Genomic DNA, 24,090 nt, shown 5'->3' on the forward strand with positions numbered 1-24,090 from the left:
CGCTGGCGGCGAAAGCCGAAGTGGTAAGAAAATCCCTCGGCCTCGCGGCCGTACCGGTTCGATTCCGGTCTCGGGCACCACCCGCAACAGGCAAGGCGTCCTCCCTTCGTCGCAAGCCGGCGAACCGCCTGCCTCGCCAAACTGATGCGCGCAAAAATCCCTCGGCCGTTCTAAGCTAGACCGGTAACCAGGGAGCGCGCCATGATCACCCTCTACTCGTACCCCGGGCTCTACGGGCTGGAAGACAACAACCCCTACGGCCTGAAGATCTACGCCTTCCTGAAGCTGTGCCGGCTGCCGTTCGACCACCGGCATACGCTCGACGTGCAGTCCGCTCCGCGCGGCCAACTGCCCTACATCGCCGATGGCGATCTGCGCATCGGCGACAGCGACGCCATCATCGCGTACCTGAAGCGCCAGTACGACCTGACCATCGACGGCTCCCTCACGCCGGTGCAGCAGCGGCAGGACCTGCTGGTGCGCCGCGCGCTGGACGACCTGTACTGGGTCATGTCCTATTCGCGCTGGCGCGACGACCGCTACTGGCCGGTCTTCCGCAAGGCGCTGCTGGACACCCATCCGGACGTCACGCACGAGCAACTGGAGGCCGCCCGCCAATACAATTTCCAGCGCTACCACTACCAGGGCATCGGCCGCTATGCGCCCGAGGACGCCTACGCCCGCGGCGTCGCCGATCTGGAGGTCATATCCAGCCTGCTGGGAGACAACGGTTTCATGTTCGGCGCCAATCCCGGCAGCGTGGACGCCGGCCTCTACGGTTTTCTCGCCAATATCTATTTCTACGCCATCGACACCCCGCTCAAGCAGTGCCTGGTGTCGCGGCGCAATCTGGTGAGCCACTGCAACGCCGTGCGCGCCGAGCTGGGTTAGGGAGGGCCGGGGTACGCAAAAAAAGTTATTCTTGCGCCTCGTTTTTCATTTTTTCGCCCTGCTCGTCGCCCCGATCCCGCTTCGGCGCAGCTTCCGCCGCAGGGCTCCAGACCTCACTTGACCACCGCTTCCTCCTCCCCGCCCTTCATCGTCCTCGACGCCTGCGTCCTCATGTCCGGCATCCTGCGCCGCCTGCTGCTCAGGCTGGCCGAGGCCGGCGTGTACACGCCAGTCTGGACCGAGCGCATCGGCGACGAATGGCGCCGCAACGCCTCGCGCATCTGGGAAATCCCGCCGGAAGTGATGATGGAAATGTGGGACGACATGAATGCCCGTTTCCCCACCGCCCGCGAAGCGGACACGCAGGTCTACGAGGCCTCCTTGCGCTACAGCGACCCCAAGGATTTCCACGTGATCGCGGCCGGCCTGGCGCGGCGCGCGCGCTGCGGCTTGCAGCAACCGCCGGTGGTGCAGGTGCTGACCTGGAACCTGAAGGATTTCAACCGTTCCGAGCTGCGCCGCCAGGGGCTGGATGTCTACAACCCCGACCGCATGCTGACGCAGTGGTGGCAGGCCGCTCCCGACGCCATCCGTGCGGCGGCGGCGCAGGTGCCCGCGGACTACGTGGCCCTGGGCCGCGAGCCCGAGCCGCTATCGGCCACGCTGCACCGCGAGCGGCTGTACGGCCTGAAGAGCCTGCTGGCGCGCGACGCCGCGCAGCGTGGCGCCGCCTGAATCGCGCCTGCGTGCTCAGTGGTCGTGATTGCTGGCGGCGAAGCCCGCCGCGTTCAGCACTTCGATCACTTCCTGGATGTGCTCATGGCCGCGCGTCTGCAGCACAAAATCCACTTCGACATTGCGCACCGGCAATGAGGTGAAGGCGCGCTGGTGGTGCACTTCGGTGATGTTGGCCTGGGCGTCGGCGATGAGCTTGGTGGCATGCGCCAGCGCGCCCGGCAGATCGCGCAGGTCGACCCGGATGCGGGCCAGCCGGCCGGCGCGCACCATGCCGCGCTCGATCAGTTCGCCCAGCATCAAGGGATCGATGTTGCCGCCGGTCAGAACCAGGCCGATGCGCTTGCCCTGGTAGCGGTCGCTGCCTTCCTCCTTCGCGCGCAGCAGCGCGGCGAGGCCTGCGGCGCCCGCCCCTTCGACCACCGATTTTTCAATTTCCAGCAGCACCACGATGGCGTGCTCGATATCGCTTTCGCTGACCAGTTCCAGGCGGTCGACCAACTGCGTCACGATGGGCTGGGTCAGCGCGCCCGGCGACTTCACCGCGATGCCTTCGGCGATGGTGTATGCGCCCTGCGGCATGGTCACGCCCTTGACTGCCGCGTACATGGAGGGGAAACGCTCGGTCTGCACGCCGATGATCTCGATGCCGGGCTTGAGCGCCTTGGCCGCGGTGGCGATACCGGAAATCAGGCCGCCTCCGCCGATGGCGATGACCAGGGTATCCAGCTGCGGCTGGTCTTCCAGCATTTCCAGCGCTACCGTGCCCTGCCCCGAAATGACCGCCTCGTCGTCATAGGGGTGGATCATGATCAGGCCGCGCTCCTGCGCCAGCTCGTAGCCGCGCGCCTTGGCGTCGTCGAAGGTATCGCCGGCCAGCACCACCTCCGCGCCGAAGCGGCGGGTGTTGGCGACCTTGACGGTAGGCGTGAAGCGCGGCATCACGATCACGGCGGGCACGCCCATGCGCTGGGCATGGTAGGCCACGCCCTGCGCGTGGTTGCCTGCCGACACGGCGATCACGCCCTTGGCGCGTTCTGCTTCCGACAGCGTCAGCATCCGGTTGAGCGCGCCGCGCTCCTTGAACGAAGCCGTGAACTGCAGGTTCTCGAACTTCAGCCAGATCTCGGCGCCGAAGATGTCGGACAGCGTGCGGGACAGGGTAAACGGGGTCTTCAGCACCTGGCCGCGCAGGTTCTCGCGGGCGGTCTGAATGGAGGCGATATCGATCACGGTGGAAATCCTGTTAGCGCACCGGCAGGAAATTGAACAGCAGCAGGCCCTGCGCGTAGTTGATCCCGATACGCCGCGTGTTCTCGCCGAGCAGATTGGCGATCAGGTCCAGGCGGCCGATGATGGCGCCGAATTCGCGTTCAAAGCTGAGGTTGGTGGCGTTCTGGGACATTTCATTGGCCAGCAGCAAAGGTTCGCCCTGGGCATTGCGGCGCGACGCCAGCAGCCAGGCGGCTGCCTCGACGTTCCGTGCGGCATTGTAGACCCGCTGCCCATCCAGCGCGTCGGTGGCGTACAGGCGGGTCTTGCCGTTGTGCGCCGCGATGATGGTGTCGGCCAGGCCGTAGATGAAGGCGCCGACCCGGTCGCCGGAATAGTTGGGGTCGAGGGCCACGGCCAAGATCTGGATGTCGCGCAGGCCCGCCAAGTCCTTGGGCGGGATGCGGACCTCGATGGAATGCTTGACCAGCAACACCGCCTTGGCCAGGTCAGGCGCGCCAGTCTTGCGCCATTCGCGCGGATTGCGCCGGTAGAGCTTGTCCAGCAGGACGTACAGGCTGGCCAGGTTGTCGCGCACCTCCAGCGTGACGGTGCGGTTGAAGTCCGTCTGGCCGAACTGGTCGGCGGACATGTCTTCGCTCTTGGGACTGCCCTGCCCCGGCCCAGGGCTGCTCATGCAGCCGGTCAGCAGCGCCGCAAGCAGCGCCGCGGCACTGGCGGGTCTGGCCCACGCCGTCATGCCTTGCCCATCCGTTTCCCCCTTTTTGCCACGTCGCGCATGCCGTCCTCCGCAATCGGGGGGCTGCGCTCTCGCGCAAGACTTTACAGGAAGGTAGCCGCAGTTGGGAGATGTCCGGGGCCTGAAGAAGCAAGAAGATGAATCGGGCATGGCCACCGCGGCCGCGGCCGGCCCATGAAAAACGGCGCCCGAAGGCGCCGTCTCATGCTACCGGTCAAGCAGGCTTATTCAGCTTGCGGTTCCGATTGCGGGGCAGCTTCGGGAGCCGCAGCGGCTTGCTGCTGCTCGATGCCGCCGATGGCCTTGATGGACAGGCGCAGGCGGCCCTTGTCGTCGGCCTCGATGACCTTGACGCGGACTTGCTGGCCGACCTTCAGCACATCGTTGATGTTGGCGATGCGGTAGTTGGCGATTTCCGAGATGTGCAGCAGGCCGTCGCGGCCCGGCAGCACTTGCACGATGGCGCCGAAATCCAGCAGGCGCAGCACGGCGCCTTCGTAGATCTGACCCACTTCGACGTCGGCGGTCAGCTCGACGATGCGGCGCTGGGCTTCCTTCGCCTGCGCTTCGTCGACGCTGGCGATCACGATCGTGCCGTCGTCGGAGATGTCGATCTGCGTGCCGGTTTCTTCGGTGAGCGCGCGGATGGTGGCGCCGCCCTTGCCGATCACGTCGCGGATCTTCTCGGGGTTGATCTTGATGGTCAGCATGCGGGGAGCGAAAGCCGACAGCTCGCCACGCGAACCGTCCAGCGCTTCCTTCATCTTGCCCAGGATGTGCAGGCGGCCTTCGCGGGCTTGAGCCAGCGCCACTTGCATGATTTCCTTGGTGATGCCCTGGATCTTGATGTCCATCTGCAGTGCGGTGACGCCGTTCTCGGTGCCAGCAACCTTGAAGTCCATGTCGCCCAGGTGATCTTCGTCGCCCAGGATGTCCGTCAGCACGGCGAACTTGCCACCGTCCAGGATCAGGCCCATGGCCACGCCGGCCACGTGATCCTTGACCGGCACGCCGGCGTCCATCATGGCCAGCGAGCCGCCGCAGACCGAAGCCATCGACGAGGAGCCGTTGGACTCGGTGATTTCCGACACGATACGGATCGTGTACTGGAAGTCTTCAGGCGCCGGCAGCAGCGGAATCAGCGAACGCTTGGCCAGGCGGCCATGGCCGATTTCGCGGCGCTTCGGCACGCCGATGCGACCGGTTTCGCCGGTGGCGAACGGAGGCATGTTGTAGTGCATCATGAAGCGGTCGCGGTACTCGCCCATGAGCGCGTCGATGATCTGCTCGTCTTGCTTGGTGCCCAGCGTGGCCACGACCAGCGCCTGCGTTTCACCACGGGTGAACAGCGCGCTGCCGTGCGCGCGGGGCAGCACGCCCAGACGCACGCTGATGGGGCGCACGGTGCGGGTGTCGCGGCCGTCGATGCGCGGCTCGCCGTTCAGGATCTGGCCGCGGACGATGGCCGATTCCAGCGAGAACATGATGTTGTCGACGGTCACGGCGTCCGGCAGCGCTTCGCCCTTTTCGGCGGCGGCGGCAGCCAGCTTGGCCGACACGTCAGCCGACACTTCGCGCAGCTTGGCGGTGCGGGCCTGCTTTTCGCGGATCTGGTAAGCGGCGTTCAGGCCTTCCTGGGCAGCGGCGGTGACCGCGGCGATCAGGGCCTCGTCCTTGGCAGGAGCTTGCCAGTCCCAATCGGGCTTGCCGGCGTCCTTCACCAGTTCGTGGATGGCGTTGATGACGGCCTGCATTTGCTGGTGGCCGTAGACCACGCCGCCCAGCATGATTTCTTCGGACAGCTGGTCAGCTTCCGATTCCACCATCAGCACGGCGTTTTCGGTACCGGCGACAACCAGATCCAGCTTCGACGACTTCAGTTGCGAGGCGGTCGGGTTGATGGCGTACTGACCATCGATGTAACCCACGCGCGCGGCGCCGATCGGGCCGTTGAACGGGATGCCCGAAATGGCCAGCGCGGCCGAGGCGCCGATCATGGCGGCGATGTCGGGATCGATCTCGGGATTGACCGACAGCGTGTGGATGACCACCTGGACTTCGTTGTAGAAGTCTTCGGGGAACAGCGGACGCAGGGGACGGTCGATCAGGCGCGAGGTCAGCGTTTCCTTCTCGGAGGGCTTGCCTTCGCGCTTGAAGAACCCACCCGGGATACGGCCGGCGGCGTAGGTCTTCTCGATGTAGTCAACGGTCAGCGGGAAAAACGTTTGACCCGGCTTGGCCTTCTTGGAAGCCACGACGGTGGCCAGGACGACGGTGTCCTCGATCGACACCACCACGGCGCCGGAGGCCTGGCGAGCGATTTCGCCAGTTTCCAGGACGACCGTGTGCTGGCCGTACTGGAACGATTTTGTCACTTTATTGAACATGACGATTATTCCTTACAAATGAAAAACCGTGGCCGTCGCGACATGCGTCGCACCGACCACGGTTATTGCGTCATGGGGAGCCAGCCCCGTCGATCACTTGCGCAGACCGAGTTTTTCGATCAGTGCGCGGTACGAATCGGGATTGCGGCCCTTGAGATAGTCGAGCAGCTTGCGGCGACGGCTGACCATACGCAGCAGACCGCGGCGCGAGTGATGGTCCTTCATGTGTTCTTTGAAGTGACCGGTCAGTTCGTTGATACGGGCGGTGAGCAGAGCCACCTGAACTTCGGGGGAGCCGGTATCGCCTTGAGCGCGTTGGAATTGCGCGACGATATCGGATTTCTTGATGTCAGCTACAGACATTTATGACCTCTTCGGACATGCGACAGGGCCGAGGCGCCCTGACGTGGTTTGGAAAAAATTTTGCGCGAACCTGGCTGAATTCGCTTTCTCACTGCTGCCATTGATGACTCAAACAGAAGCCTGGAACCTGGTTGTGGACGCGGTGTTTCGACACCGGGACCTGATACCTGGACCCGCTCTGCGGCCAGCGCAAAGGATGTTGCAAAATCAATACACTTGATAAAGCTCGATGATTATAGCCGATTCGATAAAATTACCCCAGTGACGGGTGCCCGCCCCCGCTGCGGGCCGCAATCCGACGTCAGGAGAGAAACATGTCTAAATATTACCGAAGCGCCCGCATCGCGCTGGCCGCCGCCGCGCTGGCCACCTTGGCGGCGTGCGCGAACATGGCCCAGATTCCGCCCGGCACGCCCTACGCAGATGTGCAAGCCCAATTCGGCCGGCCCAACTTCGAATGCCCGCAAGCCAATGGCGGGCGACGCGTGATCTGGACGCAGCAGCCCATGGGCCAGTATGCCTGGGGCACCAATGTCGGCGCCGACGGCCGCGTGGGCCCGGTGGTGCCACTGTTGACGGACGCGCACTTCAAGGTCCTGAGCGAAGGCGAATGGGGCCCCGACCGCGTGCGTTGCGAATTCGGCCCGCCCGCCAAGATCGAGGAAGCCGGCCTGGGCGAAAAGCGCGAGGTGGTCTGGTCGTACCGCTATAAGGAAAACGGCGTCTGGAACTCGCTCATGTACGTGTACATGAGCCGCGACGGCAGCAAGCTGACGCACTTCCACCCCGGCCCGGACCCCATGTATGACGACGACCGGCTCATGTGGCACTGAACCCTCCGCCCCTGAAAAACAAAACCCGCCATCTGGCGGGTTTTGTTTTGGGCGGCAAGGCTGCCGCGGATCAGGAGGATTGGCTGCGGCGTTCCTGCGTCAAACGGCGCGCGCGGTTCCAGCGCCAGGCCCACATGATCCAGCCCGACAGCCCATACAGCACGAACAAGCCGAACAGCACGACCGGAGGATCGCTGGACACGAACACGAATACCGCCACCACCAGCAGGATGCCCCAGAACGGCACGCTGCGGCCCAAGGCGAAGCTCTTGCCGCTGAAGAACGGCGCGTTCGACACCATGGAAATGCCCGCGTACATGGTCAGCGTGAACGCCGCCCAGGCCATCAAGCTGTCATGGATGGGCAGCTTGTTGTCCACCGCCAGCCAGACAAAACCCGCCACCAGCGCACCCGCGGCCGGGCTGGGCAGGCCCTGGAAGTAGCGCTTGTCCACCACGGCGATATTGGTGTTGAAGCGGGCCAGGCGCAGCGCCGCGCCGGCCACATAGACGAAGGCGGCGAGCCAGCCCCAGCGGCCCAGGTCGTTCAGGATCCATTCGTACATGACCAGTGCCGGCGCAACGCCGAAGGAGGTCATGTCGGACAAGGAGTCGTACTGCTCGCCGAAGGCGGATTGCGTGTTGGTCAGGCGGGCGACCCGGCCATCCATGCCGTCCAGCACCATGGCCGCGAAAATGGCGATGGCGGCGACTTCGAAGCGGTCGTTCATGGCCTGCACGACGGCGTAAAACCCCGCGAACAGTGCCGCGGTGGTGAACGCATTGGGCAGCAGGTAAATGCTGCGGTGGCGGTTCTCGGAATCGCGCATGGAAAAATTGGGCATGGTCTCAATAACTTACAACGAACATTGAAAGGTTAACCCATCTGGCCCCGCTTGCGGGGCGGAGCAAGCCGCGTGCCTGGCCAGATCGTCAGGGACGCCAGAAAAAAAGCGGCATGCCTTCGCAGGCATGCCGCTTCGACCCTGATTGCGCGGGGGCAGGCCCCGCGCAGACATGGATCAGTTCTTGGACTTGTCCACCAGCTTGTTGGCGGCGATCCAGGGCATCATGGCGCGCAGCTTGCCGCCCACTTGCTCGATCTGCGATTCCGCGTTGATGCGGCGGCGCGAGGTCAGCGTCGGAGCGCCGGCGGTGTTTTCCAGGATGAACTTCTTGGCGTATTCGCCGGTCTGGATGTCCGTCAGGCACTGGCGCATGGCCTTGCGGGTTTCGTCGGTGACGATCTTCGGACCCGTTTCGTACTCGCCGAACTCGGCGTTGTTCGAGATCGAGTAGTTCATGTTGGCGATGCCGCCTTCATAGATCAGGTCGACGATCAGCTTCAGTTCGTGCAAGCACTCGAAGTACGCCATTTCGGGCGCGTAGCCGGCTTCCACCAGCGTGTCGAAACCGGCCTTGATCAGTTCGACGGTACCGCCGCACAGCACGGCCTGTTCGCCGAACAGGTCGGTTTCGGTTTCTTCGCGGAAGTTGGTTTCGATGATGCCGGCACGGCCGCCGCCGTTGGCGCTGGCGTACGACAGGGCCACGTCACGCGCGGCGCCCGACTTGTCCTGGTACACGGCCACCAGGTGGGGCACGCCGCCACCTTGCTTGTACGTGTTGCGCACCGTGTGGCCCGGGGCCTTCGGGGCGATCATGATGACGTCGATGTCTTCGCGCGGCACGACCTGGCCGTAGTGCACGTTGAAGCCGTGGGCGAACGCCAGGGCGGCGCCGGGCTTGATGTTGGCGTGCACTTCCTTGTTGTAGACCGAGGCGATGTTCTCGTCGGGCAGCAGCATCATGACGATGTCGGCGGACTTGACCGCGTCGGCGACTTCCTTGACTTCCAGGCCGGCGTTGGCGGCCTTGTTCCACGAGGCGCCGCCCTTGCGCAGGCCGACCACGACCTTCACGCCGGACTCATGCAGGTTCTGCGCGTGCGCGTGGCCTTGCGAGCCGTAGCCGATGATGGCAACAGTCTTGCCCTTGACGAGGGAGAGATCGCAGTCTTTGTCGTAGAAAACTTTCATGGTTGTGCTCCAGATTCCAGTATTTTGGATATTTGTTTAATTCAGATGTAGGGTGCGGCTTGGCCTGGAAGGCCGGTCAAATCTTCAAAATCCGTTCACCGCGTCCGATGCCGGACACGCCGGTGCGCACGGTTTCAAGGATTGCACTGCGGTCCAGGGCCTCCAGGAAGGCCTGTACTTTTTCCTGCACCCCCGTCAGTTCGATGGTGTAGGACTTGTCGGTGACGTCGATGATGCGGCCGCGGAAGATGTCCGCCATGCGCTTCATTTCCTCGCGTTCCTTGCCGACCGCGCGCACCTTCACGAGCATCAGCTCGCGCTCGATGTGCGCGCCTTCGGTCAGGTCGACGACCTTGACCACGTCCACCAGGCGGTTCAGATGCTTGGTGATCTGCTCGATCACCTCGTCCGAACCGGTAGTCACGATGGTCATGCGCGACAGCGTGGAGTCCTCGGTGGGCGCCACCGTCAGGGTCTCGATGTTGTAGCCCCGCGCGGAAAACAGGCCCACCACGCGCGACAGCGCGCCGGGTTCGTTTTCGAGGAGGACGGAAATCACGTGCTTCATGGGTGGCCTCCTTACAGGTCTTCAGAGCCAAGCAGCATTTCGGTCAGCCCGCGGCCGGCCTTGACCATCGGCCACACGTTCTCGGTGCGGTCGGTGATGAAGTCCAGGAAGACCAGGCGGTCCTTGTGCTTCTTGAACGCTTCGCGCAGCGCCGGCTCGACGTCCGCCGGGCGTTCGATGCGCAGACCCACGTGGCCATAGGCCTCGGCCACCTTGACGAAATCGGGCAGCGAATCCATGTAGGACTCGGAATAGCGCGAACCGTAGTCGATCTGCTGCCACTGCCGGACCATGCCCAGGAAGCGGTTGTTCAGGCAGATGATCTTCGGCGTCAGGCGATACTGGTGGCAGGTCGACAGTTCCTGGATGTTCATCTGGATCGAGCCTTCGCCGGTGATGACGGCGACGTCGTGTCCAGGATTGGCCATCTGCACGCCCATGGCGTACGGCAGGCCCACGCCCATGGTGCCCAGGCCGCCAGAGTTGATCCAGCGGCGCGGCTTGTCGAACTTGTAGTACTGCGCGGCCCACATCTGGTGCTGGCCCACGTCGGAGGTGACGAAGGCGTCGCCGCCGGTCACTTCCCAGAGCTTTTCCACCACGTATTGCGGCTTGATGACCTCGTCCGAGTTGGTGAACTTCAGGCATTCCTTGCCGCGCCAGGACTCGACCTGCTCCCACCACTTGGTGATCGGGGCGGGCTTGTGCTCGGCCGCAGCGATGTCGTACTGCGCGCTGAGGTCGGCCAGGACGTCCTTGACGTTACCGACGATCGGGACGTCCACGCGCACGCGCTTGGAGATCGACGAGGGATCGATATCGATATGGATGATCTTGCGGGCGTTCTGGGCGAAGTGCTTGGGGTTGCCGATCACGCGGTCATCGAAACGGGCGCCGATGGCCAGCAGCACGTCACAATGCTGCATCGCCATATTGGCTTCGTAGGTGCCGTGCATGCCGGGCATGCCGACGAATTGGCCGCTGCTGGCCGGGTAGCCGCCCAGGCCCATCAGGGTGCTGGTGCAGGGCGCGCCCAGTTGCGACACGAGCTTGTTCAGCTCGGGCGCGGCGTTCGACAGGATGACCCCGCCGCCCGTGTAGATCATGGGCCGCTCGGCGGCCAGCAACATCTGCACGGCTTTCTTGATCTGCCCCTGGTGGCCCTTGTTGACGGGCGCGTAGGAACGCATCGAGATTTCGCCCTTGGGCGGCGTGTATTTGCACTGCGCGATGGTGATGTCCTTGGGGATATCCACCAGCACCGGGCCGGGACGGCCGGTGCGCGCGATGTAGAACGCGCGGCGCATGGTTTCGGCCAGGTCCTTGACGTCGCGCACGAGGAAGTTGTGCTTGACGCAGGGACGCGTGATGCCGACGGTGTCGCATTCCTGGAAGGCGTCCTCGCCAATGGCCGCAGTGGGCACCTGCCCGCTGATGATGACCATGGGGATGGAGTCCATGTAGGCGGTGGCGATGCCGGTGACGGCATTGGTCACGCCCGGTCCGCTGGTCACGAGGCAGACACCGACCTTTTGCGACGAGCGCGAATAGGCATCGGCGGCGTGCACGGCGGCCTGCTCGTGACGAACCAGGATATGCTGGAATTTGTCTTGCTTGAAAATCGCGTCGTAGATGTAAAGCACCGCGCCGCCGGGGTAGCCGAAAACGTGTTCCACGCCTTCATCGGCCAGGCAGCGCACGACGATATCGGCGCCATTCAGTTCCATGTTGTCATTCCTTTCAGTACCGGCCCTGCAACCCTGACTGCTGCTCGCCCGGATACGGCGGCAACTGAACCCATACCGGTTCCGACAACATGATCCGGCGCTTTGCGGCTCACGGAGCCACGCCACCCGGACACCTTGCCGACCCGGCACACGCTCGACAGAACGCAGTGCAAACGCCCCTGGGGGACGCTGGAGGTCGAAATGGAAGCCTTGGCAACACACGCTTGTGGCGCGGCCAACGGCAGGTGTAACTGCTGCGGGATGGCTGGGAGGTGACCCTGGCAATCCGCCTCAACGCGCCGGTTTCGGATAGGCAGACCGGCGCAAGTGGAGCAATTTACCGCGTTGCGTCAAAGGTGGCAAATCGGCCTTTCGCGGACCGTTGCAGGGAAGGTTCGGTAACTATCTGGCCCCAAAAAATAGAGCAGCATCTCTATACTTGTTTTGTCGTCCAGAACCGAGCCCCCACCCATGGATTTGCGCATAGCCAGCATCCGCCGCTTCCTCTACAGCCACTACTTCTTCGGAGGGGTGCGCCAGGGGGTGGGGATGCTGTTGCCGGTGCTGGTGCTGGGCGGCGTCTTCGGCAACTACACCACCGGGCTGGTCGCGACCTTCGGCGCGCAGTGCCTGGCCATCATCGACCAGCCGGGCGGGCCGCAGCGCCATCGCACCAACGAGATGCTGGGCGGCGCCGCGCTGGGCACCCTGACCGTCATCATCACCGGGTTCGCTTCCTCGTATCCCGTGCTGATCTGGCTGGCGGTCATTGCGCAGTGCTTCGTCTATTCGATGTTCACGGTATTCGGCAAGCGCGGCGGCCTGATCGGCTTTGCCGGCCTGCTGCTGATGACCTTGACCATGCATTCACCGCTGGCGCCCCACGAGGTCCTGGCGCACGCCGCGGCCACGCTGGGCGGGGCGCTGTTCTACGTCGCGTTCAGCCTGGGGTTCTCGCGCCTGTTCTGGCTGCGCGAGGAGCAGCAGGCCATGTCGGTGGCGCTGTTCGCCACCGCCGACTACGTGGCTGCCCGCGCCGCCTTCTACGATGAAACCGCCGACCTGGACGACGCCTACCGCGAACTGATCCAACGCCAGTCGGTCATGACGGAAAAGCACCAGGCGGCGCGCGACATGGTGCTGCGCGCCCTGCCCCGCGGCAAGGGCCTGGGCGACCGCCAGCGCGTGATGATCTGGAACATGTTCGTCGACATGCTGCAACTGCTGGACACGCTGGTGGCCACGCATACCGACTACGCGGCGCTGCGCCGCGCGCTGGCCGGCAGCGACTGCCTGATGTTCATGCGCGACGCGCTGGTGAAGATGTCGCTGGAGCTCAACCGCATCGCGCTGGACGTGTCGCGCGGGCGCAAGGTGCAGTACCGCAGCAGCGCCAAGGCCGAGCTGCGCGCCATCGAGTACGAAATCGAACAGCTCAAACAGCAGGGCCTGGGCGAGCGCGAGCCCGAGATGCTGGCGCTGATCGTCCAGGTGCTGCGCAGGCTGCGCAATTCGGCGCGCATCGTCGACCGCCTGGCCGACCACACCGCCGCCTCGCCCGAGGCCAAGCCCACCGACGTGCTGCGCATCAACAAGTCGCTGACGCGCTTCATTTCGCGCCAGGAATTCCGCGTGGGGCTCTTGACCAGCAACCTGCGCCTGGATTCGCCGCACTTCCGCTATGCGCTGCGCGTCACTGCGGCCGCAGCCATCGCCATGACCCTGGCCAGCCAGTGGCTGTCGCCGGCATTTTCCGCGCACAACTACTGGATCATGCTGACTATCGTCATCATCATGAAGCCGGGCTTCGCGCTGACGCGCCAGCGCAATAGCTGGCGCCTGACGGGCACGCTGATCGGCTGCATCCTGGCCCTGTTGCTGTTCAACCTGACCGACCGCCCGGAACTTCTGTTCGCGGCGCTGCTGGGGGCCTGCATCATGGGCAACAGCCTGGTGCAGTTGAACTACATGGCCAGCGCCACCTTCAATACGCTGTTCGTGGTGCTGGTGTTCCACTTCGTGTCACCAGGCACGGTGTCCATGTCGGTGATCGGCGAACGCGCCATCGACACGCTGATCGGCTGCGCGCTGGCGCTGATCTGCAGCTACATCCTGCCCTGGTGGGAGGCCCGCTACCTGAAGCCGCTGGCGGCCGCGGCCACGCGCGCCAACCGCGAGTACCTGATTGCGGGCATGCGCTACGTCGAAGCCATGCAGGCCCACGGCGCGCCCGTGGGCGCCGCCGCCGGCGAAACCCCGGCGGTAACCGACGCCGACCTGGCATGGCGACTGGCGCGCAAGAACGTGCACATCTCGTTCAGCAATTTCGCCGAGGCCTTCTATCGCATGATGAGCGAGCCCACCTCGCACCAAGTGAGCGTGCCCGAGCTGAACAACCTGCTGATCCAGAACCACATCCTGGCCTCGCAGATCACGGCGGCCATACCCATGCTGGCCGCCCTGCCCGCCACGCCCGAGGCCGTGCAGCGGGCGCTGGCCGGCATGGTGGACCTGCTGGACGAAAACCGCGCGCAGGCGCCTACCGGCCTGCCGAACCAGTTCGAGACCGAAGGCGAGCAGGCCGCGCTGGTCTATCCGGTCAAACAAATGCTGAAGGCCGCGCACATGATCCGCCAGGAACTGCACGCGCTGGCCGATCCCACGCACGCGCCGCCAGTGGCGGCGGCAGCGTGACTACCCTGGATTGATCAGGCGAAATCGGGACGTCCCGGGCGCGAGGCCCGGGACCGGGTCAGACCTTGCGGCGGAAGACCAGCTTGTCGTCCGACGACGCGGAGGCGTCGAACTTGTAGCCTTCCAGGTCAAAACCCTGCAGGCCTTCCGGCTTGGACACCTTGTGCAGGATCGCATAACGCGCCATCAAGCCACGCGCGCGCTTGGCGTGGAAGCTGATGACCTTCCAGGCGCCGTTCTTCCAGTCCTGGAACACGCATTGCACCACGCGCGCCTTGAGAGTCTTCAGGTCAACCGACTTGAAGTACTCCTCGGACGCCAGGTTGATGATCACGGGCGCTTTCTGGCCGGCCTGCCGTTCGTTCAGGTAGCCGGCGATGGCCGGGCCCCAGTACTCGTACAGGTTCTTGCCCTTGGGCGTGGCCAGGCGCGTGCCCATTTCCAGGCGGTACGGCTGCATCAGGTCCAGCGGGCGCAGCACCCCATACAGGCCGCTCAGGATGGCCACGTGCTCTTGCGCCCAGTCCAGCTGCTTGGCCGACAGGGTCGCGGCCTCCAGCCCTTCGTAGACGTCGCCGTTGAAGGCCAGCACCGCCTGGCGCGAATTGGCCTGGGTGAAGCTGCGCTTCCAGTGGGCATAGCGCTGCACGTTCAGCTCGGACAGCGCCGGGCTCAGGCTCATGAGCTCGGAGATGTCCTCGGCCGATTTGGTCTTCAGCACCTTGATCAGGCCGGCGGCCTGGTCCACGAACAGCGGCTGGGTATGCGTCTCGATGTGCAGCGGCGAGTCGTAGTCCAGCTTCTTGGCGGGAGAAAGCAGAAACAGCATTCGGGTATTCCTTTTTAGCGTGCCGTCCAGCCGCCATCGACCGAGACGGACGTACCTGTGATTTGCGCAGCGGCGTCCGAAGCCAGGAACACGGCGGTGCCCCCCAGTTGCTCCGGCGTCACGAATTGCAGCGACGGCTGCTTTTCGCTCAGCAGTTCGCGGGCGGCGGCTTCCTGGTCGACGCCGTCCTTTTCCGCCAGCGCGGTGATCTGCTTTTCAACCAGCGGGGTGCGGACCCAGCCCGGGCAGATGGCGTTGGCGGTGATGCCTTGGCCCGCCGTCTCCAGCGCGGTGACCTTGGTGAAGCCGACCACGCCGTGCTTGGCTGCGACGTAGGCCGACTTGTTGGCCGAGGCCACCAGGCCGTGGGCCGAGGCGATGTTGATGATGCGGCCAAAGCCCTGCTTCTTCATGTGCGGCAAGGCGGCGGCGGTGCCGTGGAACACGGCCGACAAGTTCAGCGCCAGGATCGCGTCCCACTTTTCGGCAGGGAAATCCTCGATCAGGGCGGTGTGCTGGATGCCGGCGTTGTTGACCAGGATATCGATGCGGCCCATCTGGCGCACGGCGTTCTCGACCAGCTCGCGCACGGCGGCGCCCTTGGACAAGTCAGCGCCGTCGTAGATCACCTTGACGCCATGCTTGTCGGCCAGGCCTGCGCGGACCTTTTCGATCTCGGCGGCATCGCCAAAGCCGTTCAAGACGATATCGGCGCCTTGCTGGGCAAAGGCGGTGGCGATACCCAGGCCGATGCCGCTGGTGGAACCGGTGACAAGGGCGACTTTTCCTTTAAGCATGAGCATTCTCCTGTGGTCGGGCACATTGGACGGGCCAAGCGAGGATCAAGTGTAGCTGCCCGGCAAGACGGCAATCATGCCATGCCCGTACGCTGCGCAGGGTCAAGCAGCGGGAGGAGGATCGCGCGGCACGGGCGGCTGGGACGCCTCGTCCTTGGCGGGTTCCGCCGTCGGGAGATCGGCCATGCCGCCGCGGTTCTCGGGGATGCGTTCCAGCAGCTTGATCAACACAGGCACCACGCCCATTGAAATCGCCACGATGACCGACAGCAGGTCGCGCTGTTCCAGGTTCATCAGGTGGTTGTCCCAGGCTTCATTGAAGATGGCGAAGCTGAACTCGCCGCCCTGCGCCAGCGCTAGTGCAAACAGCAGGCGGTGATAGCGCGGCAACCCCAGAAAGCGCGAAAAACCGTACAAGATCAAGGCCTTGACCAGCAGCAACGCGAACACGCCCACGAAGATGAACGGCCAGTGGTCGGCCACCACCTTCAAATTCACGGACATGCCGATGGCCACGAAGAACAGGCCCAGCAGCAAGCCCTTGAACGGGTCGATCGCCTTTTCCAGATCGTGCCGGTAGCGGGATTCGGCCATCAGCACGCCCACCAGGAATCCGCCCAGGCCGGCGGACAGGCCGGCAAAGTCAAATAATTGGGCGGCGCCCACCACCATCAACAGCGCGGCGGCGGTGAACAATTCGTTCAACTGCGCCTTGGCCGCCCATCCCAGCAGCCGCAGCCGGTAAGCGGCTGCCACTACCAGCACGGCAATCAGCGCCTCCTTGAAGGAAGGCGCCGACGCGCCATCGGAACCCAGCAGGCCCGCCGCCACCAGCATCGGAATCGCGGCCATGTCCTGGAACAGCAGTATTCCCAGCGCCGACCTGCCCAATGGCGTGCGCGTCAGCACGCGCTCGTCCAGCAGCCGCAAGGCCACCGCCGTGGACGACAAGGCCAGCGACAAGCCACACAGGATCGCCGCCTGCCACTCCATGCCCGCCAGATGCCGCAGCGCCGCGCCGAACACCACCGCCAGCAGCAAGCCGCAAGCCAACATCTGCAAGGAACCCAGCACGAAGACTTCGTTGCGCATGGCCCACAGGCGTTTGGGCGAAAGCTCCAGCCCGATGATGAACAGCATCATCACCACGCCCCACTGGGACACGTTGATCATGGTGTCCACATTGGTGACGAGCCTGAGGCAGGACGGCCCCACCAGCACGCCGGCCAGCAGGTAGCCCGGGATGGCGCCCAGGCCCAGCAACTGGGTCAGGGGCACGCACAGCACGGCCGCAAGCAGGAGTATGAGGATCAGATCCATGGGACTAGCGGTTCCGGGATGAACGCCGAGACGGATGGATGCCTGGGCAGGAACGTCAGGCATATCGGAATTCTGGGCAAAGAACGCCGCCTCCGAAAGCCGGTTGAAACCCGCTGTAGGGGACTTTCAATCACCCCCTTTACACAAACAAAAAAAATCCTGTAGAATTGCGGGCTTCGCTGCTTCGACAACGAAGATCCTTCCGACCAGGGATCTTTTGTGGAAGACCCGGCCCCCGGGTAAACCGCCGTTACGAAACCCAGCCACGGAGAGGTGGCAGAGTGGTCGAATGTACCTGACTCGAAATCAGGCGTACGGTATCCCCGTACCGTGGGTTCGAATCCCACCCTCTCCGCCAAGTATTGCAAAAAAGGCCAATCCCTCGGGATTGGCCTTTTTCTTTTTCCTTCGGACTTCATAAAAACTAAAAACGCACAGGCTCAGCGCACGCCGGCTTGCGTGTAGGCTGCCCTGCGCCATTCCGCTGCTCGCCCCGGCAGGGCTGCGCTTCGGACGGCTCCGGGGTCCTCGGCTGGCAGTCGCTTAATGCGGTGGTTTCGGACCCCGCTCATGGGCAGATGCCGTGAGCCGGTGGCCGGGCGGAGGGATCCGAAGCGCAGCCCCACCGGGGCGAGCATCGGAATCCCGCAGTCCGGACGCCGGCGGTTCAAGAACCCTGCCTCGCACAACCGAAGTGCGGAGCGGCAGCGCTTCGAGCTTGCGGATGTCGGAGTTCTTTAGCCGCCGAGGCTGCCCTGCGCCATTCCGATGCTCGCCCCGGTGGGGCTGCGCTTCGGATGGCTCCGGGGTCCTCGGCTGGCAGTCGCCTAATGCGTTGGTTTCGGACCCCGTTCATGAGCAGAGGCCGTGAGCCGGGGCCGGGCAGAGGGATCCGAAGCGCAGCCCCACCTATGGACCCATGTCACTTTGGCACCATATGGCAAGTGCGCAGGCCGCCCCCGCCTGACTATCACAACGGCGCCGTCGGCCGCGCCAACTGAAACAGGTCCGTGCTTCGCGCGTACCAGCCGCCGCCGTGCATGCGCGCGATCAGCCCCATGGCCGGCGTGTCCATGTAGCCGCGCTCGGCGTCCTGCACATAGGCATCGTCGACGTGCGCGCCCAGCACCTGGCCGATCACCACGAGCTGGCGCGGACCGGTCACGATGGTCGCCTGGCTGACGCATTCCAGCGACACCGGAGAGCCCTTGATCAGCGGGGGACGCACATGGGTTGCCGGCAGCGCGGTCAAGCCGGCCGCCGCCAGTTCATCCACGTCCGCCGGATAATCGGCGCAGGTCTGGTTCATCTGCGCGACCAGCGACTCCGGTACCAGGTTCACCACGAACTCGCCGTTCTCGATGATGTTGGCGCCGGAGTCCTTCAGTTCGCCGCTGGCATGGCGCATCAGGCCGATGGCGACCGTCGGCGGCTGAGGCCCCATGACATTGAAGAAACTGAAAGGAGCCGCGTTGACAACGCCTGTGCCGGAAATCGTGGTGAGCCACGCGATCGGGCGCGGCGTGACGGTCGAGGTCAGCACGTTGTAGACCGTCTGCGTCGGCAAGGCGCTGAAATCAAAATGCATGACTCAAGCCTCCTGTTGCTGGCCGCCGTTCAGCGCAGCGACGGCGCGCTTTTCGCGCGTGTCGACCTGCAGCTGAAACACGTCCGGACGGGCGTAGTGGCCGGAGACGTCGAAGTCGTACTTGCCGCGCAGGATCTGGTTCGGATTGATGTCCGCGTACAGAATGGTCTCGGCGGAAAAATCCGGGCCGGCCAGCACTTCGCCCAGCGGGTCGATGATGGCGCTGCCGCCACGCATCAGCACGGTGTCGGGCGCATCGCCCAGCGCGCATTCGAAGTCCTCGGGATAGGCGTCGCGGCGCAGGTGCTGGCAAGCCGTGAGCACGTAGCAACGGCCTTCCAGCGCGATGTGGCGCATGCTGGGAATCCAGGAATCGCGATCATCGGCGGTCGGCGCGCAATACAGCGCGACGCCCTGGCTGTACATATACATGCGCAGCATGGGCATGTAGTTTTCCCAGCAGATGACGGCGCCGATCTTGCCGTAGGGGGTATCGAAGACGGGCATGGTGGAGCCGTCGCCAAAGCCCCAGATCAGGCGTTCGCCCGCGGTGGGCATAAGCTTGCGGTGCTTGCCCGCCAGCCCCTCGCGGCCGTTGAAGTACAGCACGGTGCAGTACAGCGTGCCGCCGTCGGCCTCGATGCAGCCCATGACCACGAAGCTGTCGGTGTCGGCCGCGGCCTGCGCCACCAGCGCGACTTCCTCGCCGTCCAGGCGGATGGCCTGGCGGTGATAGCTGGCGAAGGCGTCGCGGCCTTCGGGCTTGCGCATGCCGATGGGCGCGCCGAAGGAGTTCCCCTTGGGATAGCCGCCGAGGAAGGCCTCGGGAAACACCAGCACGCGGGCCCCCTGCTCCGCCGCCTGGCGGATCAGGGAAGCTGCCTTCTCGGCGCAAGCGACGCTGTCGGTCGGAATGGATGCCGCCTGGATGACGGCAGCCTTGAAGCTCTGTTGCATGGACATGTCTCTCCTTTTTTCTCAGTGCGCGTCGTCTTCGTCGATGGCGCGGGCGCGGGTATTCGGCAAGAACAGGCTGCCGATGACGCCAACCACCGCGGTCACGACGACCGGATACATCAGGCCGCCAAAGATATTGCCGCTGGCCTGGGCCAGGTAAGTGGCGGTAAAGGGCACGATACCGCCAAAGATGCCGGCGCCGATGTGGTACGGGAAGGATAGCGCCGTATAGCGGATGCGGGCCGGGAACAGTTCGACCAGATAGGACGCCACCGGGCCGTAGACCATGGCGACGACGGCGGTCATCAGCACCAGGATCAGGATGATGGTCGTGCGGTCGACGCGCGCGGGATCGGCGCGCTCCGGATAGCCGGCGGCCGTCAGCGCGCTGGTGTATGCGGCGCGGTCAAAGCCGTTGACGGTCGTGCCGCCCACGCTCATGGCGATGCTCTGGCCGGGCAGCGGCGCGGCGTATTCGAAGTTGATGCCCTTGCCGACCAGGAATTTCTTGGCCTGCACGCAGACCTTCTTGTGGTCGGCATGGCTGCCTATCATTGCCGCCTGCAGGCCGAAGTCGCAGGCGCCGCCGCTGGTGTCGGCATGCACGCGCACCGGCGTGCTCTGCATGGCCTGGGCCAGCGCCGGATTGCCCGCCTTGAGCAGCACCTCGAACATGGAGTGGTAGCCGATGGCGGCAACGAACAGGCCGACCATCATGATCCACTTGCGGCCGATGCGGTCCGACAGCCAGCCGAACAACACGAAGGTCGGCGCGCCGATGATGAAGCCGATCAGGATCAGCGTGTAGACGCTGGTCTGATCCAGCTGCACGGCCTGCTGCAGGAAGATCATGACGTAGAACTGGCCGGTGAAATAGGTTGCGCCCTGCCCGGCGGTCACGCCGATCAGCGCCAGCAGCACCAGCCTAAGGCTGGACCATTGGCCGAAGGTTTCCTTGACCGGATTCTTGGACAGGCGGTTCTGCTGCTTCATGCGCGTGAACACGGGCGACTCGTGCAGCTTGGCGCGCACGTAGATCGAAATCGCCAGCATCACGATCGACAGGATGAACGGCAGGCGCCAGCCCCATTGCCGGAAATCCTCCGCGCTCATGGCTGCCTGGGTGCACAGGATCACGATCAGGGACAGGATCAGGCCCGCCGACGAGGTGATCTGGATCCAGCCCGTCAGCAGTCCGCGGCGCTTGGGCTCGCAGTGCTCGGCCACATAGATGACCGCGCCGCCGTACTCGCCGCCCACCGCCAGGCCCTGCACCACGCGCAGGGTCAGCAGCAGGATCCACGACAGGTGGCCGGCCGATTCATAGGTGGGCAGGCAGCCGATCAGCACGGTCGCGCCGCCCATCATGACCACGGTGATCAGGAAGGTGTACTTGCGGCCCAGCTTGTCGCCCAGGTAGCCGAACATCACCGCGCCCAGCGGCCGGATGATGAAGCCCACCGCCAGCGCGCCCAGCGCGGCCAGCAGCGCCACCGTGGGGTTGTCCTGCGGGAACAGCACCTGGCTCATGAAGACGGCCAGGGTCCCGTAGATGAAAAAGTCGTACCACTCGAACAAGGTGCCCAGGGTCGAGGCCACCACGACCTGGCGCTCCTCCTTCCTGCTGAGCGTCGGACCCGCGTCGATCCGCTGCATTGCCACATTCGCTTCCATGCCTGCTTTCCCCAATCGTTTTAGATTGATAATGCTGTAGTCATTAACTATTATCAAACTTAAACCAGCACATGAAAAACTAGGGAAAACCCGGCGCGGCGGCCGTTAGGCCCGGGCAGATGCGGCGCGCCCCGCTGCTACACTCCCGCCAGAAAATCAGTGGAGGCAGCAATGGCAAGGCCCGCCGGCAAGGTAGAAAAGAACGCGGAACAGGCGCCCGCCGTCGCGCGCAGGGGCATCCAGTCGATCGAAGTGGGGTTCCGGATCCTGGACGTCATCCGCAAGGCCGGCCGCCCGCTGCCCCTGAAGGAAATCGCCGACGCCTGTGAATTGACGGTGCCCAACGTCCACTACTACCTGGTCAGCTTCCAGAAGGTGGGTGTGGTGCAGCAGCACGCGGATACCGGCCACTACGGCCTGGGACCGTATGCCTTGCGACTGGGCCTGGCGGCCCTGGAGCAGTTCGACGTCTTCACCACCGCCCGGCCCATCATGGCCGAAGTGGCTGCGATCACCGGCCACACCGTGTTCCTGGGCGTGTGGGGCAACAAGGGCCCGACCATCGTCTACCGCGTCGAAGGCGCCCGCAGCCGCCCCCTGCTGGAATTGCGGGTGGGCAGCGTGCTGCCGCTGCTGTCGTCCGCGCTGGGCCGCAACTTCCTGGCCCACTTGCCGGAAGCCAGCACGCGGGAACTGCTGGAACAGGAAATGGCCTCCGCAGGATCAGACGGATATGGCGCGGCCGGCAGGTCCTACACCCAGAAAGACGTGCAGGCCATCCGCGAGGAAGTGCTCCAGCACCACCTCAGCCGCTGCCGCGATGCGCTGCTGCCGCACTTCACGTCGCTGTCGGCGCCCATCTTCGACATGCTGGGCGAAATGAAGGCGGCCATCACGCTGATGGGCCCCGTGGGCGCCATCGACGATGATCTGCAATCCGATACGGCGCGGCTGCTCAGTGAAAAGGCCCGTTCGATCTCGGCCACGGCGGGCTGGGTGGAGCCGCAGGCGCGCTGAGCGCTGCGGCAGCCTCCCCTCACGCCCGCGCGTCGGGCATCCGGCTGGGCGGCGGCGTGCTGGCCACGTTTTTCTTGTAGTAGGCGATGAACTCCGGTGCCGGCATGGGCTTGCCGTACAGCCAGCCCTGGCCGAAATCCACCTCGCGCGCTTTCAGGTGGTCTTCCTGCTCCTGGCGCTCGATGCCTTCGGCCACGGTCAGCAAGTTCAGCGACTTCGCCATGTCGATGATGTGGTCGGTCACCTTGTGGGTGGCGGAATCGGTGCCGATGGTGTCGACGAAGGACTTGTCGATCTTCAGGGAGTCCAACGGCAGCCGTTGGAGATAGGACAGGCTGGAGTAGCCCGTGCCGAAGTCGTCGATGGCCACGGCGTGGCCTTGCGCGCGGGCCTGCTCGATGACGCTGCAGGCCTTGTCCACATCCATGAAACCGCGCTCGGTGGCTTCCAGCCAGATCTGCCGGGGGTCGATGGCCGTCCCTTCGAGCATGCGCTGCAGCACCCGCAGCGCCCGGCCGTCCTTGAGGTCGCTGGCGCTCAGGTTGACGGAGATGTGCGCCCCGCGGTCCTCGCCGAGCAGGTCTTCCATGTCCCGGATCACCAGGCGGAACACCTCTTCGGTGATGTGGGTCATCAATCCGTTGTCTTCGGCGATGGAGATGAACAGGTCTGGCCGCAACGACTTGCCGCAGCGCCTTGTCCATCGGACCAGCGCCTCCGCGCCGATGCAGCGGCCGGTGCGCAGATCGATGATGGGCTGGTAGTGCACGACGAACTCCCGCCGCCTGATGGCGGCGGCGAGTTCGCCCGCGATGGACAGGCGCCGGCGCGACAGCCAGACCACCAGCGCGATCATGACAGCGGCGACCAGCGCGCCGATGGGCAGCCAGAACAGGCGCTCGCGCGGCAACATGTCCAACGCTTCGGTTTGCGGTTCGAGCAGGACGACGGCCAGGTCCGCATTGCGGGCAACGGCACTGAGATAGGCCTCATCGATATCCAGCTTGCCGCCGTTGAGCGCCTGCGACACCAGCACGAGATCGGGATCATTGCGAGTGCCAAGCATGCCCACGCCCGGCAGGACCACGGCGAGCTGGGCGCCGTCCGTAGCCGCCTTTTCGGTGAACCGGCCCGGTTCGAACAAGGCGCTGTATTCACCCTGGCGCACGGCGACCATCCTGATGCCGGGGCTCAGGACGGGAACCGCGTCCAGTAACAGACGACCGCCGTTGGCCAGTTCGACCTGGGCTGGAACCAGCGGCTCCTCGTAGCTGGGCACCCCCCAGGTGGTGCATTGGACGACTCCGCCGGCAACATAGGCCAGGTCGTCCACGGCCCGGTCCCGCAGGGCCAGGGCGCGCATGTGGCGGATGTGCTGCGGCGAACAGGGATCGAACGCCAGACCGTCCAAGTCGCGCAACGTGGCCACGGTCTGGTCCAGCAGCTCCTGGGTTTCCGTCAAGATGCGCTGGGCTTGGTCATCCAGGTAGCGCTGCTCGCCCGCGATGGCGCGGGACCAGGACATGTGCAGCGCGAAGCCGATGGGCAGCAGCGCCGCAGCGGCGGCGAGAGCGATGGCGATGCCGATTACTAACTTGCGCGGCATCGAGGCCGTCCCCAGGGATCGCCGGCTGGCGAGGTTATATCTTTTTACACTTTTTGGGGGACTAGTGTCTCCTTCAATTTCCGCCCTCCGACGG

General features: G+C 64.7%; 20 protein-coding genes and 1 tRNA gene. 6 read left to right on the forward strand and 15 right to left on the reverse strand.

Annotated features, from left to right (window positions below):
• The first annotated feature begins 201 nt into the window (after positions 1-201).
• Together IPU70_RS16385 and IPU70_RS16390 are read left to right on the forward strand one after the other, a co-directional pair.
• Positions 202-891: a glutathione S-transferase family protein gene (locus IPU70_RS16385; RefSeq protein ID WP_207468706.1), complete on the forward strand. Its 690-nt coding sequence runs from the start codon at positions 202-204 to the stop codon at positions 889-891.
• A gap of 171 nt (positions 892-1,062) precedes the next feature.
• A complete protein-coding gene (locus IPU70_RS16390) occupies positions 1,063-1,626 on the forward strand; it encodes a PIN domain-containing protein (RefSeq protein WP_242702541.1) in 564 nt (187 codons plus the stop codon).
• A gap of 15 nt (positions 1,627-1,641) precedes the next feature.
• Here IPU70_RS16390 and IPU70_RS16395 read toward each other — a convergent pair whose 3' ends face one another.
• The 4 genes from IPU70_RS16395 to rpsO all read right to left on the reverse strand — a co-directional run bounded on the left by IPU70_RS16395 (position 1,642) and on the right by rpsO (position 6,348).
• Positions 1,642-2,859 carry a threonine ammonia-lyase gene (locus tag IPU70_RS16395; protein ID WP_013391934.1) on the reverse strand — a complete coding sequence of 406 codons (1,218 nt, stop codon included), beginning with the start codon at positions 2,857-2,859 and terminating at the stop codon, positions 1,642-1,644.
• A gap of 13 nt (positions 2,860-2,872) precedes the next feature.
• Complete coding sequence (locus tag IPU70_RS16400; RefSeq protein WP_207468710.1) at positions 2,873-3,598, reverse strand: hypothetical protein; 726 nt, start codon at positions 3,596-3,598, stop codon at positions 2,873-2,875.
• Positions 3,599-3,822: 224 nt separating this feature from the next.
• Entirely contained in the window at positions 3,823-5,985 is a 2,163-nt protein-coding gene (gene pnp / locus IPU70_RS16405) for a polyribonucleotide nucleotidyltransferase (RefSeq protein ID WP_207468711.1), read from the reverse strand.
• Between the two features lie 93 nt (positions 5,986-6,078).
• Positions 6,079-6,348: a 30S ribosomal protein S15 gene (rpsO, locus tag IPU70_RS16410; RefSeq protein WP_006223612.1), complete on the reverse strand. Its 270-nt coding sequence runs from the start codon at positions 6,346-6,348 to the stop codon at positions 6,079-6,081.
• A gap of 314 nt (positions 6,349-6,662) precedes the next feature.
• On the opposite strand from rpsO, the gene IPU70_RS16415 reads away from it, so the two are divergent.
• A complete protein-coding gene (locus IPU70_RS16415) occupies positions 6,663-7,181 on the forward strand; it encodes a hypothetical protein (protein WP_207468713.1) in 519 nt (172 codons plus the stop codon).
• 70 nt (positions 7,182-7,251) lie between these two features.
• Here the strand turns inward: IPU70_RS16415 and pssA are convergent, their stop codons facing one another.
• The 4 genes from pssA to IPU70_RS16435 all read right to left on the reverse strand — a co-directional run bounded on the left by pssA (position 7,252) and on the right by IPU70_RS16435 (position 11,568).
• On the reverse strand, positions 7,252-8,025 hold the full coding sequence (gene pssA / locus IPU70_RS16420) for a CDP-diacylglycerol--serine O-phosphatidyltransferase (protein WP_013391930.1): 774 nt from the start codon (positions 8,023-8,025) through the stop codon (positions 7,252-7,254).
• Positions 8,026-8,202: 177 nt separating this feature from the next.
• Positions 8,203-9,219, reverse strand: coding sequence for a ketol-acid reductoisomerase (gene ilvC, locus IPU70_RS16425; RefSeq protein WP_013391929.1), 1,017 nt, complete (start codon positions 9,217-9,219; stop codon positions 8,203-8,205).
• 76 nt (positions 9,220-9,295) lie between these two features.
• Positions 9,296-9,787: an acetolactate synthase small subunit gene (ilvN, locus tag IPU70_RS16430; protein ID WP_006223608.1), complete on the reverse strand. Its 492-nt coding sequence runs from the start codon at positions 9,785-9,787 to the stop codon at positions 9,296-9,298.
• A gap of 11 nt (positions 9,788-9,798) precedes the next feature.
• Complete coding sequence (locus IPU70_RS16435; protein WP_371818963.1) at positions 9,799-11,568, reverse strand: acetolactate synthase 3 catalytic subunit; 1,770 nt, start codon at positions 11,566-11,568, stop codon at positions 9,799-9,801.
• Positions 11,569-11,985: 417 nt separating this feature from the next.
• On the opposite strand from IPU70_RS16435, the gene IPU70_RS16440 reads away from it, so the two are divergent.
• Positions 11,986-14,208: an FUSC family membrane protein gene (locus IPU70_RS16440; RefSeq protein ID WP_207468714.1), complete on the forward strand. Its 2,223-nt coding sequence runs from the start codon at positions 11,986-11,988 to the stop codon at positions 14,206-14,208.
• A gap of 58 nt (positions 14,209-14,266) precedes the next feature.
• Here IPU70_RS16440 and yaaA read toward each other — a convergent pair whose 3' ends face one another.
• The 3 genes from yaaA to IPU70_RS16455 all read right to left on the reverse strand — a co-directional run bounded on the left by yaaA (position 14,267) and on the right by IPU70_RS16455 (position 17,154).
• On the reverse strand, positions 14,267-15,037 hold the full coding sequence (gene yaaA, locus IPU70_RS16445) for a peroxide stress protein YaaA (protein WP_207468716.1): 771 nt from the start codon (positions 15,035-15,037) through the stop codon (positions 14,267-14,269).
• A gap of 14 nt (positions 15,038-15,051) precedes the next feature.
• Positions 15,052-15,834 carry a 3-hydroxybutyrate dehydrogenase gene (locus tag IPU70_RS16450; protein ID WP_207468717.1) on the reverse strand — a complete coding sequence of 261 codons (783 nt, stop codon included), beginning with the start codon at positions 15,832-15,834 and terminating at the stop codon, positions 15,052-15,054.
• Between the two features lie 102 nt (positions 15,835-15,936).
• Entirely contained in the window at positions 15,937-17,154 is a 1,218-nt protein-coding gene (locus tag IPU70_RS16455) for a cation:proton antiporter (RefSeq protein WP_207468718.1), read from the reverse strand.
• Between the two features lie 267 nt (positions 17,155-17,421).
• On the opposite strand from IPU70_RS16455, the gene IPU70_RS16460 reads away from it, so the two are divergent.
• A tRNA-Ser gene (locus tag IPU70_RS16460) sits at positions 17,422-17,512 on the forward strand.
• A gap of 612 nt (positions 17,513-18,124) precedes the next feature.
• Here the strand turns inward: IPU70_RS16460 and IPU70_RS16465 are convergent.
• Genes IPU70_RS16465 through IPU70_RS16475 form a run of 3 tightly spaced genes read right to left on the reverse strand, consistent with a single transcriptional unit; the run spans position 18,125 to position 21,373 of the window.
• Entirely contained in the window at positions 18,125-18,742 is a 618-nt protein-coding gene (locus IPU70_RS16465; RefSeq protein WP_207468719.1) for a flavin reductase family protein, read from the reverse strand.
• A 3-nt stretch (positions 18,743-18,745) separates the two neighbouring features.
• The gene (locus tag IPU70_RS16470) at positions 18,746-19,705 is read right to left on the reverse strand and encodes a carbon-nitrogen hydrolase family protein (RefSeq protein WP_207468720.1); all 960 of its coding nucleotides are present in this window, start codon (positions 19,703-19,705) and stop codon (positions 18,746-18,748) included.
• Positions 19,706-19,720: 15 nt separating this feature from the next.
• Positions 19,721-21,373, reverse strand: a complete 1,653-nt coding sequence (locus IPU70_RS16475; RefSeq protein WP_207468721.1) for an MFS transporter — start codon at positions 21,371-21,373, stop codon at positions 19,721-19,723.
• A gap of 171 nt (positions 21,374-21,544) precedes the next feature.
• Here IPU70_RS16475 and IPU70_RS16480 point away from each other — a divergent pair, with 171 nt between their 5' ends.
• Positions 21,545-22,390 carry an IclR family transcriptional regulator gene (locus IPU70_RS16480; RefSeq protein ID WP_207468722.1) on the forward strand — a complete coding sequence of 282 codons (846 nt, stop codon included), beginning with the start codon at positions 21,545-21,547 and terminating at the stop codon, positions 22,388-22,390.
• A 19-nt stretch (positions 22,391-22,409) separates the two neighbouring features.
• Here IPU70_RS16480 and IPU70_RS16485 read toward each other — a convergent pair whose 3' ends face one another.
• Positions 22,410-23,996, reverse strand: coding sequence for an EAL domain-containing protein (locus tag IPU70_RS16485; protein ID WP_207468723.1), 1,587 nt, complete (start codon positions 23,994-23,996; stop codon positions 22,410-22,412).
• Between the last annotated feature and the right edge of the window lie 94 nt (positions 23,997-24,090).

The sequence above is a fragment of the Achromobacter sp. SD115 genome, assembly GCF_017355315.1.
In the GTDB taxonomy this organism is placed as follows: domain Bacteria; phylum Pseudomonadota; class Gammaproteobacteria; order Burkholderiales; family Burkholderiaceae_B; genus Achromobacter; species Achromobacter xylosoxidans_B.

Bases quoted from the DNA above. Each gene is read 5' to 3' on its own strand.
- IPU70_RS16385 (WP_207468706.1), top strand. From the start codon at position 202: ATGATCACCCTCTACTCGTACCCCGGGCTCTACGGGCTGGAAGACAAC.
- IPU70_RS16390 (WP_242702541.1), top strand. From the start codon at position 1,063: ATGTCCGGCATCCTGCGCCGCCTGCTGCTCAGGCTGGCCGAGGCCGGC.
- IPU70_RS16400 (WP_207468710.1), bottom strand. From the start codon at position 3,598: ATGACGGCGTGGGCCAGACCCGCCAGTGCCGCGGCGCTGCTTGCGGCG.
- pnp (WP_207468711.1), bottom strand. From the start codon at position 5,985: ATGTTCAATAAAGTGACAAAATCGTTCCAGTACGGCCAGCACACGGTC.
- rpsO (WP_006223612.1), bottom strand. From the start codon at position 6,348: ATGTCTGTAGCTGACATCAAGAAATCCGATATCGTCGCGCAATTCCAA.
- IPU70_RS16415 (WP_207468713.1), top strand. From the start codon at position 6,663: ATGTCTAAATATTACCGAAGCGCCCGCATCGCGCTGGCCGCCGCCGCG.
- pssA (WP_013391930.1), bottom strand. From the start codon at position 8,025: ATGCCCAATTTTTCCATGCGCGATTCCGAGAACCGCCACCGCAGCATT.
- ilvC (WP_013391929.1), bottom strand. From the start codon at position 9,219: ATGAAAGTTTTCTACGACAAAGACTGCGATCTCTCCCTCGTCAAGGGC.
- ilvN (WP_006223608.1), bottom strand. From the start codon at position 9,787: ATGAAGCACGTGATTTCCGTCCTCCTCGAAAACGAACCCGGCGCGCTG.
- IPU70_RS16440 (WP_207468714.1), top strand. From the start codon at position 11,986: ATGGATTTGCGCATAGCCAGCATCCGCCGCTTCCTCTACAGCCACTAC.
- yaaA (WP_207468716.1), bottom strand. From the start codon at position 15,037: ATGCTGTTTCTGCTTTCTCCCGCCAAGAAGCTGGACTACGACTCGCCG.
- IPU70_RS16450 (WP_207468717.1), bottom strand. From the start codon at position 15,834: ATGCTTAAAGGAAAAGTCGCCCTTGTCACCGGTTCCACCAGCGGCATC.
- IPU70_RS16455 (WP_207468718.1), bottom strand. From the start codon at position 17,154: ATGGATCTGATCCTCATACTCCTGCTTGCGGCCGTGCTGTGCGTGCCC.
- IPU70_RS16465 (WP_207468719.1), bottom strand. From the start codon at position 18,742: ATGCATTTTGATTTCAGCGCCTTGCCGACGCAGACGGTCTACAACGTG.
- IPU70_RS16470 (WP_207468720.1), bottom strand. From the start codon at position 19,705: ATGTCCATGCAACAGAGCTTCAAGGCTGCCGTCATCCAGGCGGCATCC.
- IPU70_RS16475 (WP_207468721.1), bottom strand. From the start codon at position 21,373: ATGGAAGCGAATGTGGCAATGCAGCGGATCGACGCGGGTCCGACGCTC.
- IPU70_RS16480 (WP_207468722.1), top strand. From the start codon at position 21,545: ATGGCAAGGCCCGCCGGCAAGGTAGAAAAGAACGCGGAACAGGCGCCC.
- IPU70_RS16485 (WP_207468723.1), bottom strand. From the start codon at position 23,996: ATGCCGCGCAAGTTAGTAATCGGCATCGCCATCGCTCTCGCCGCCGCT.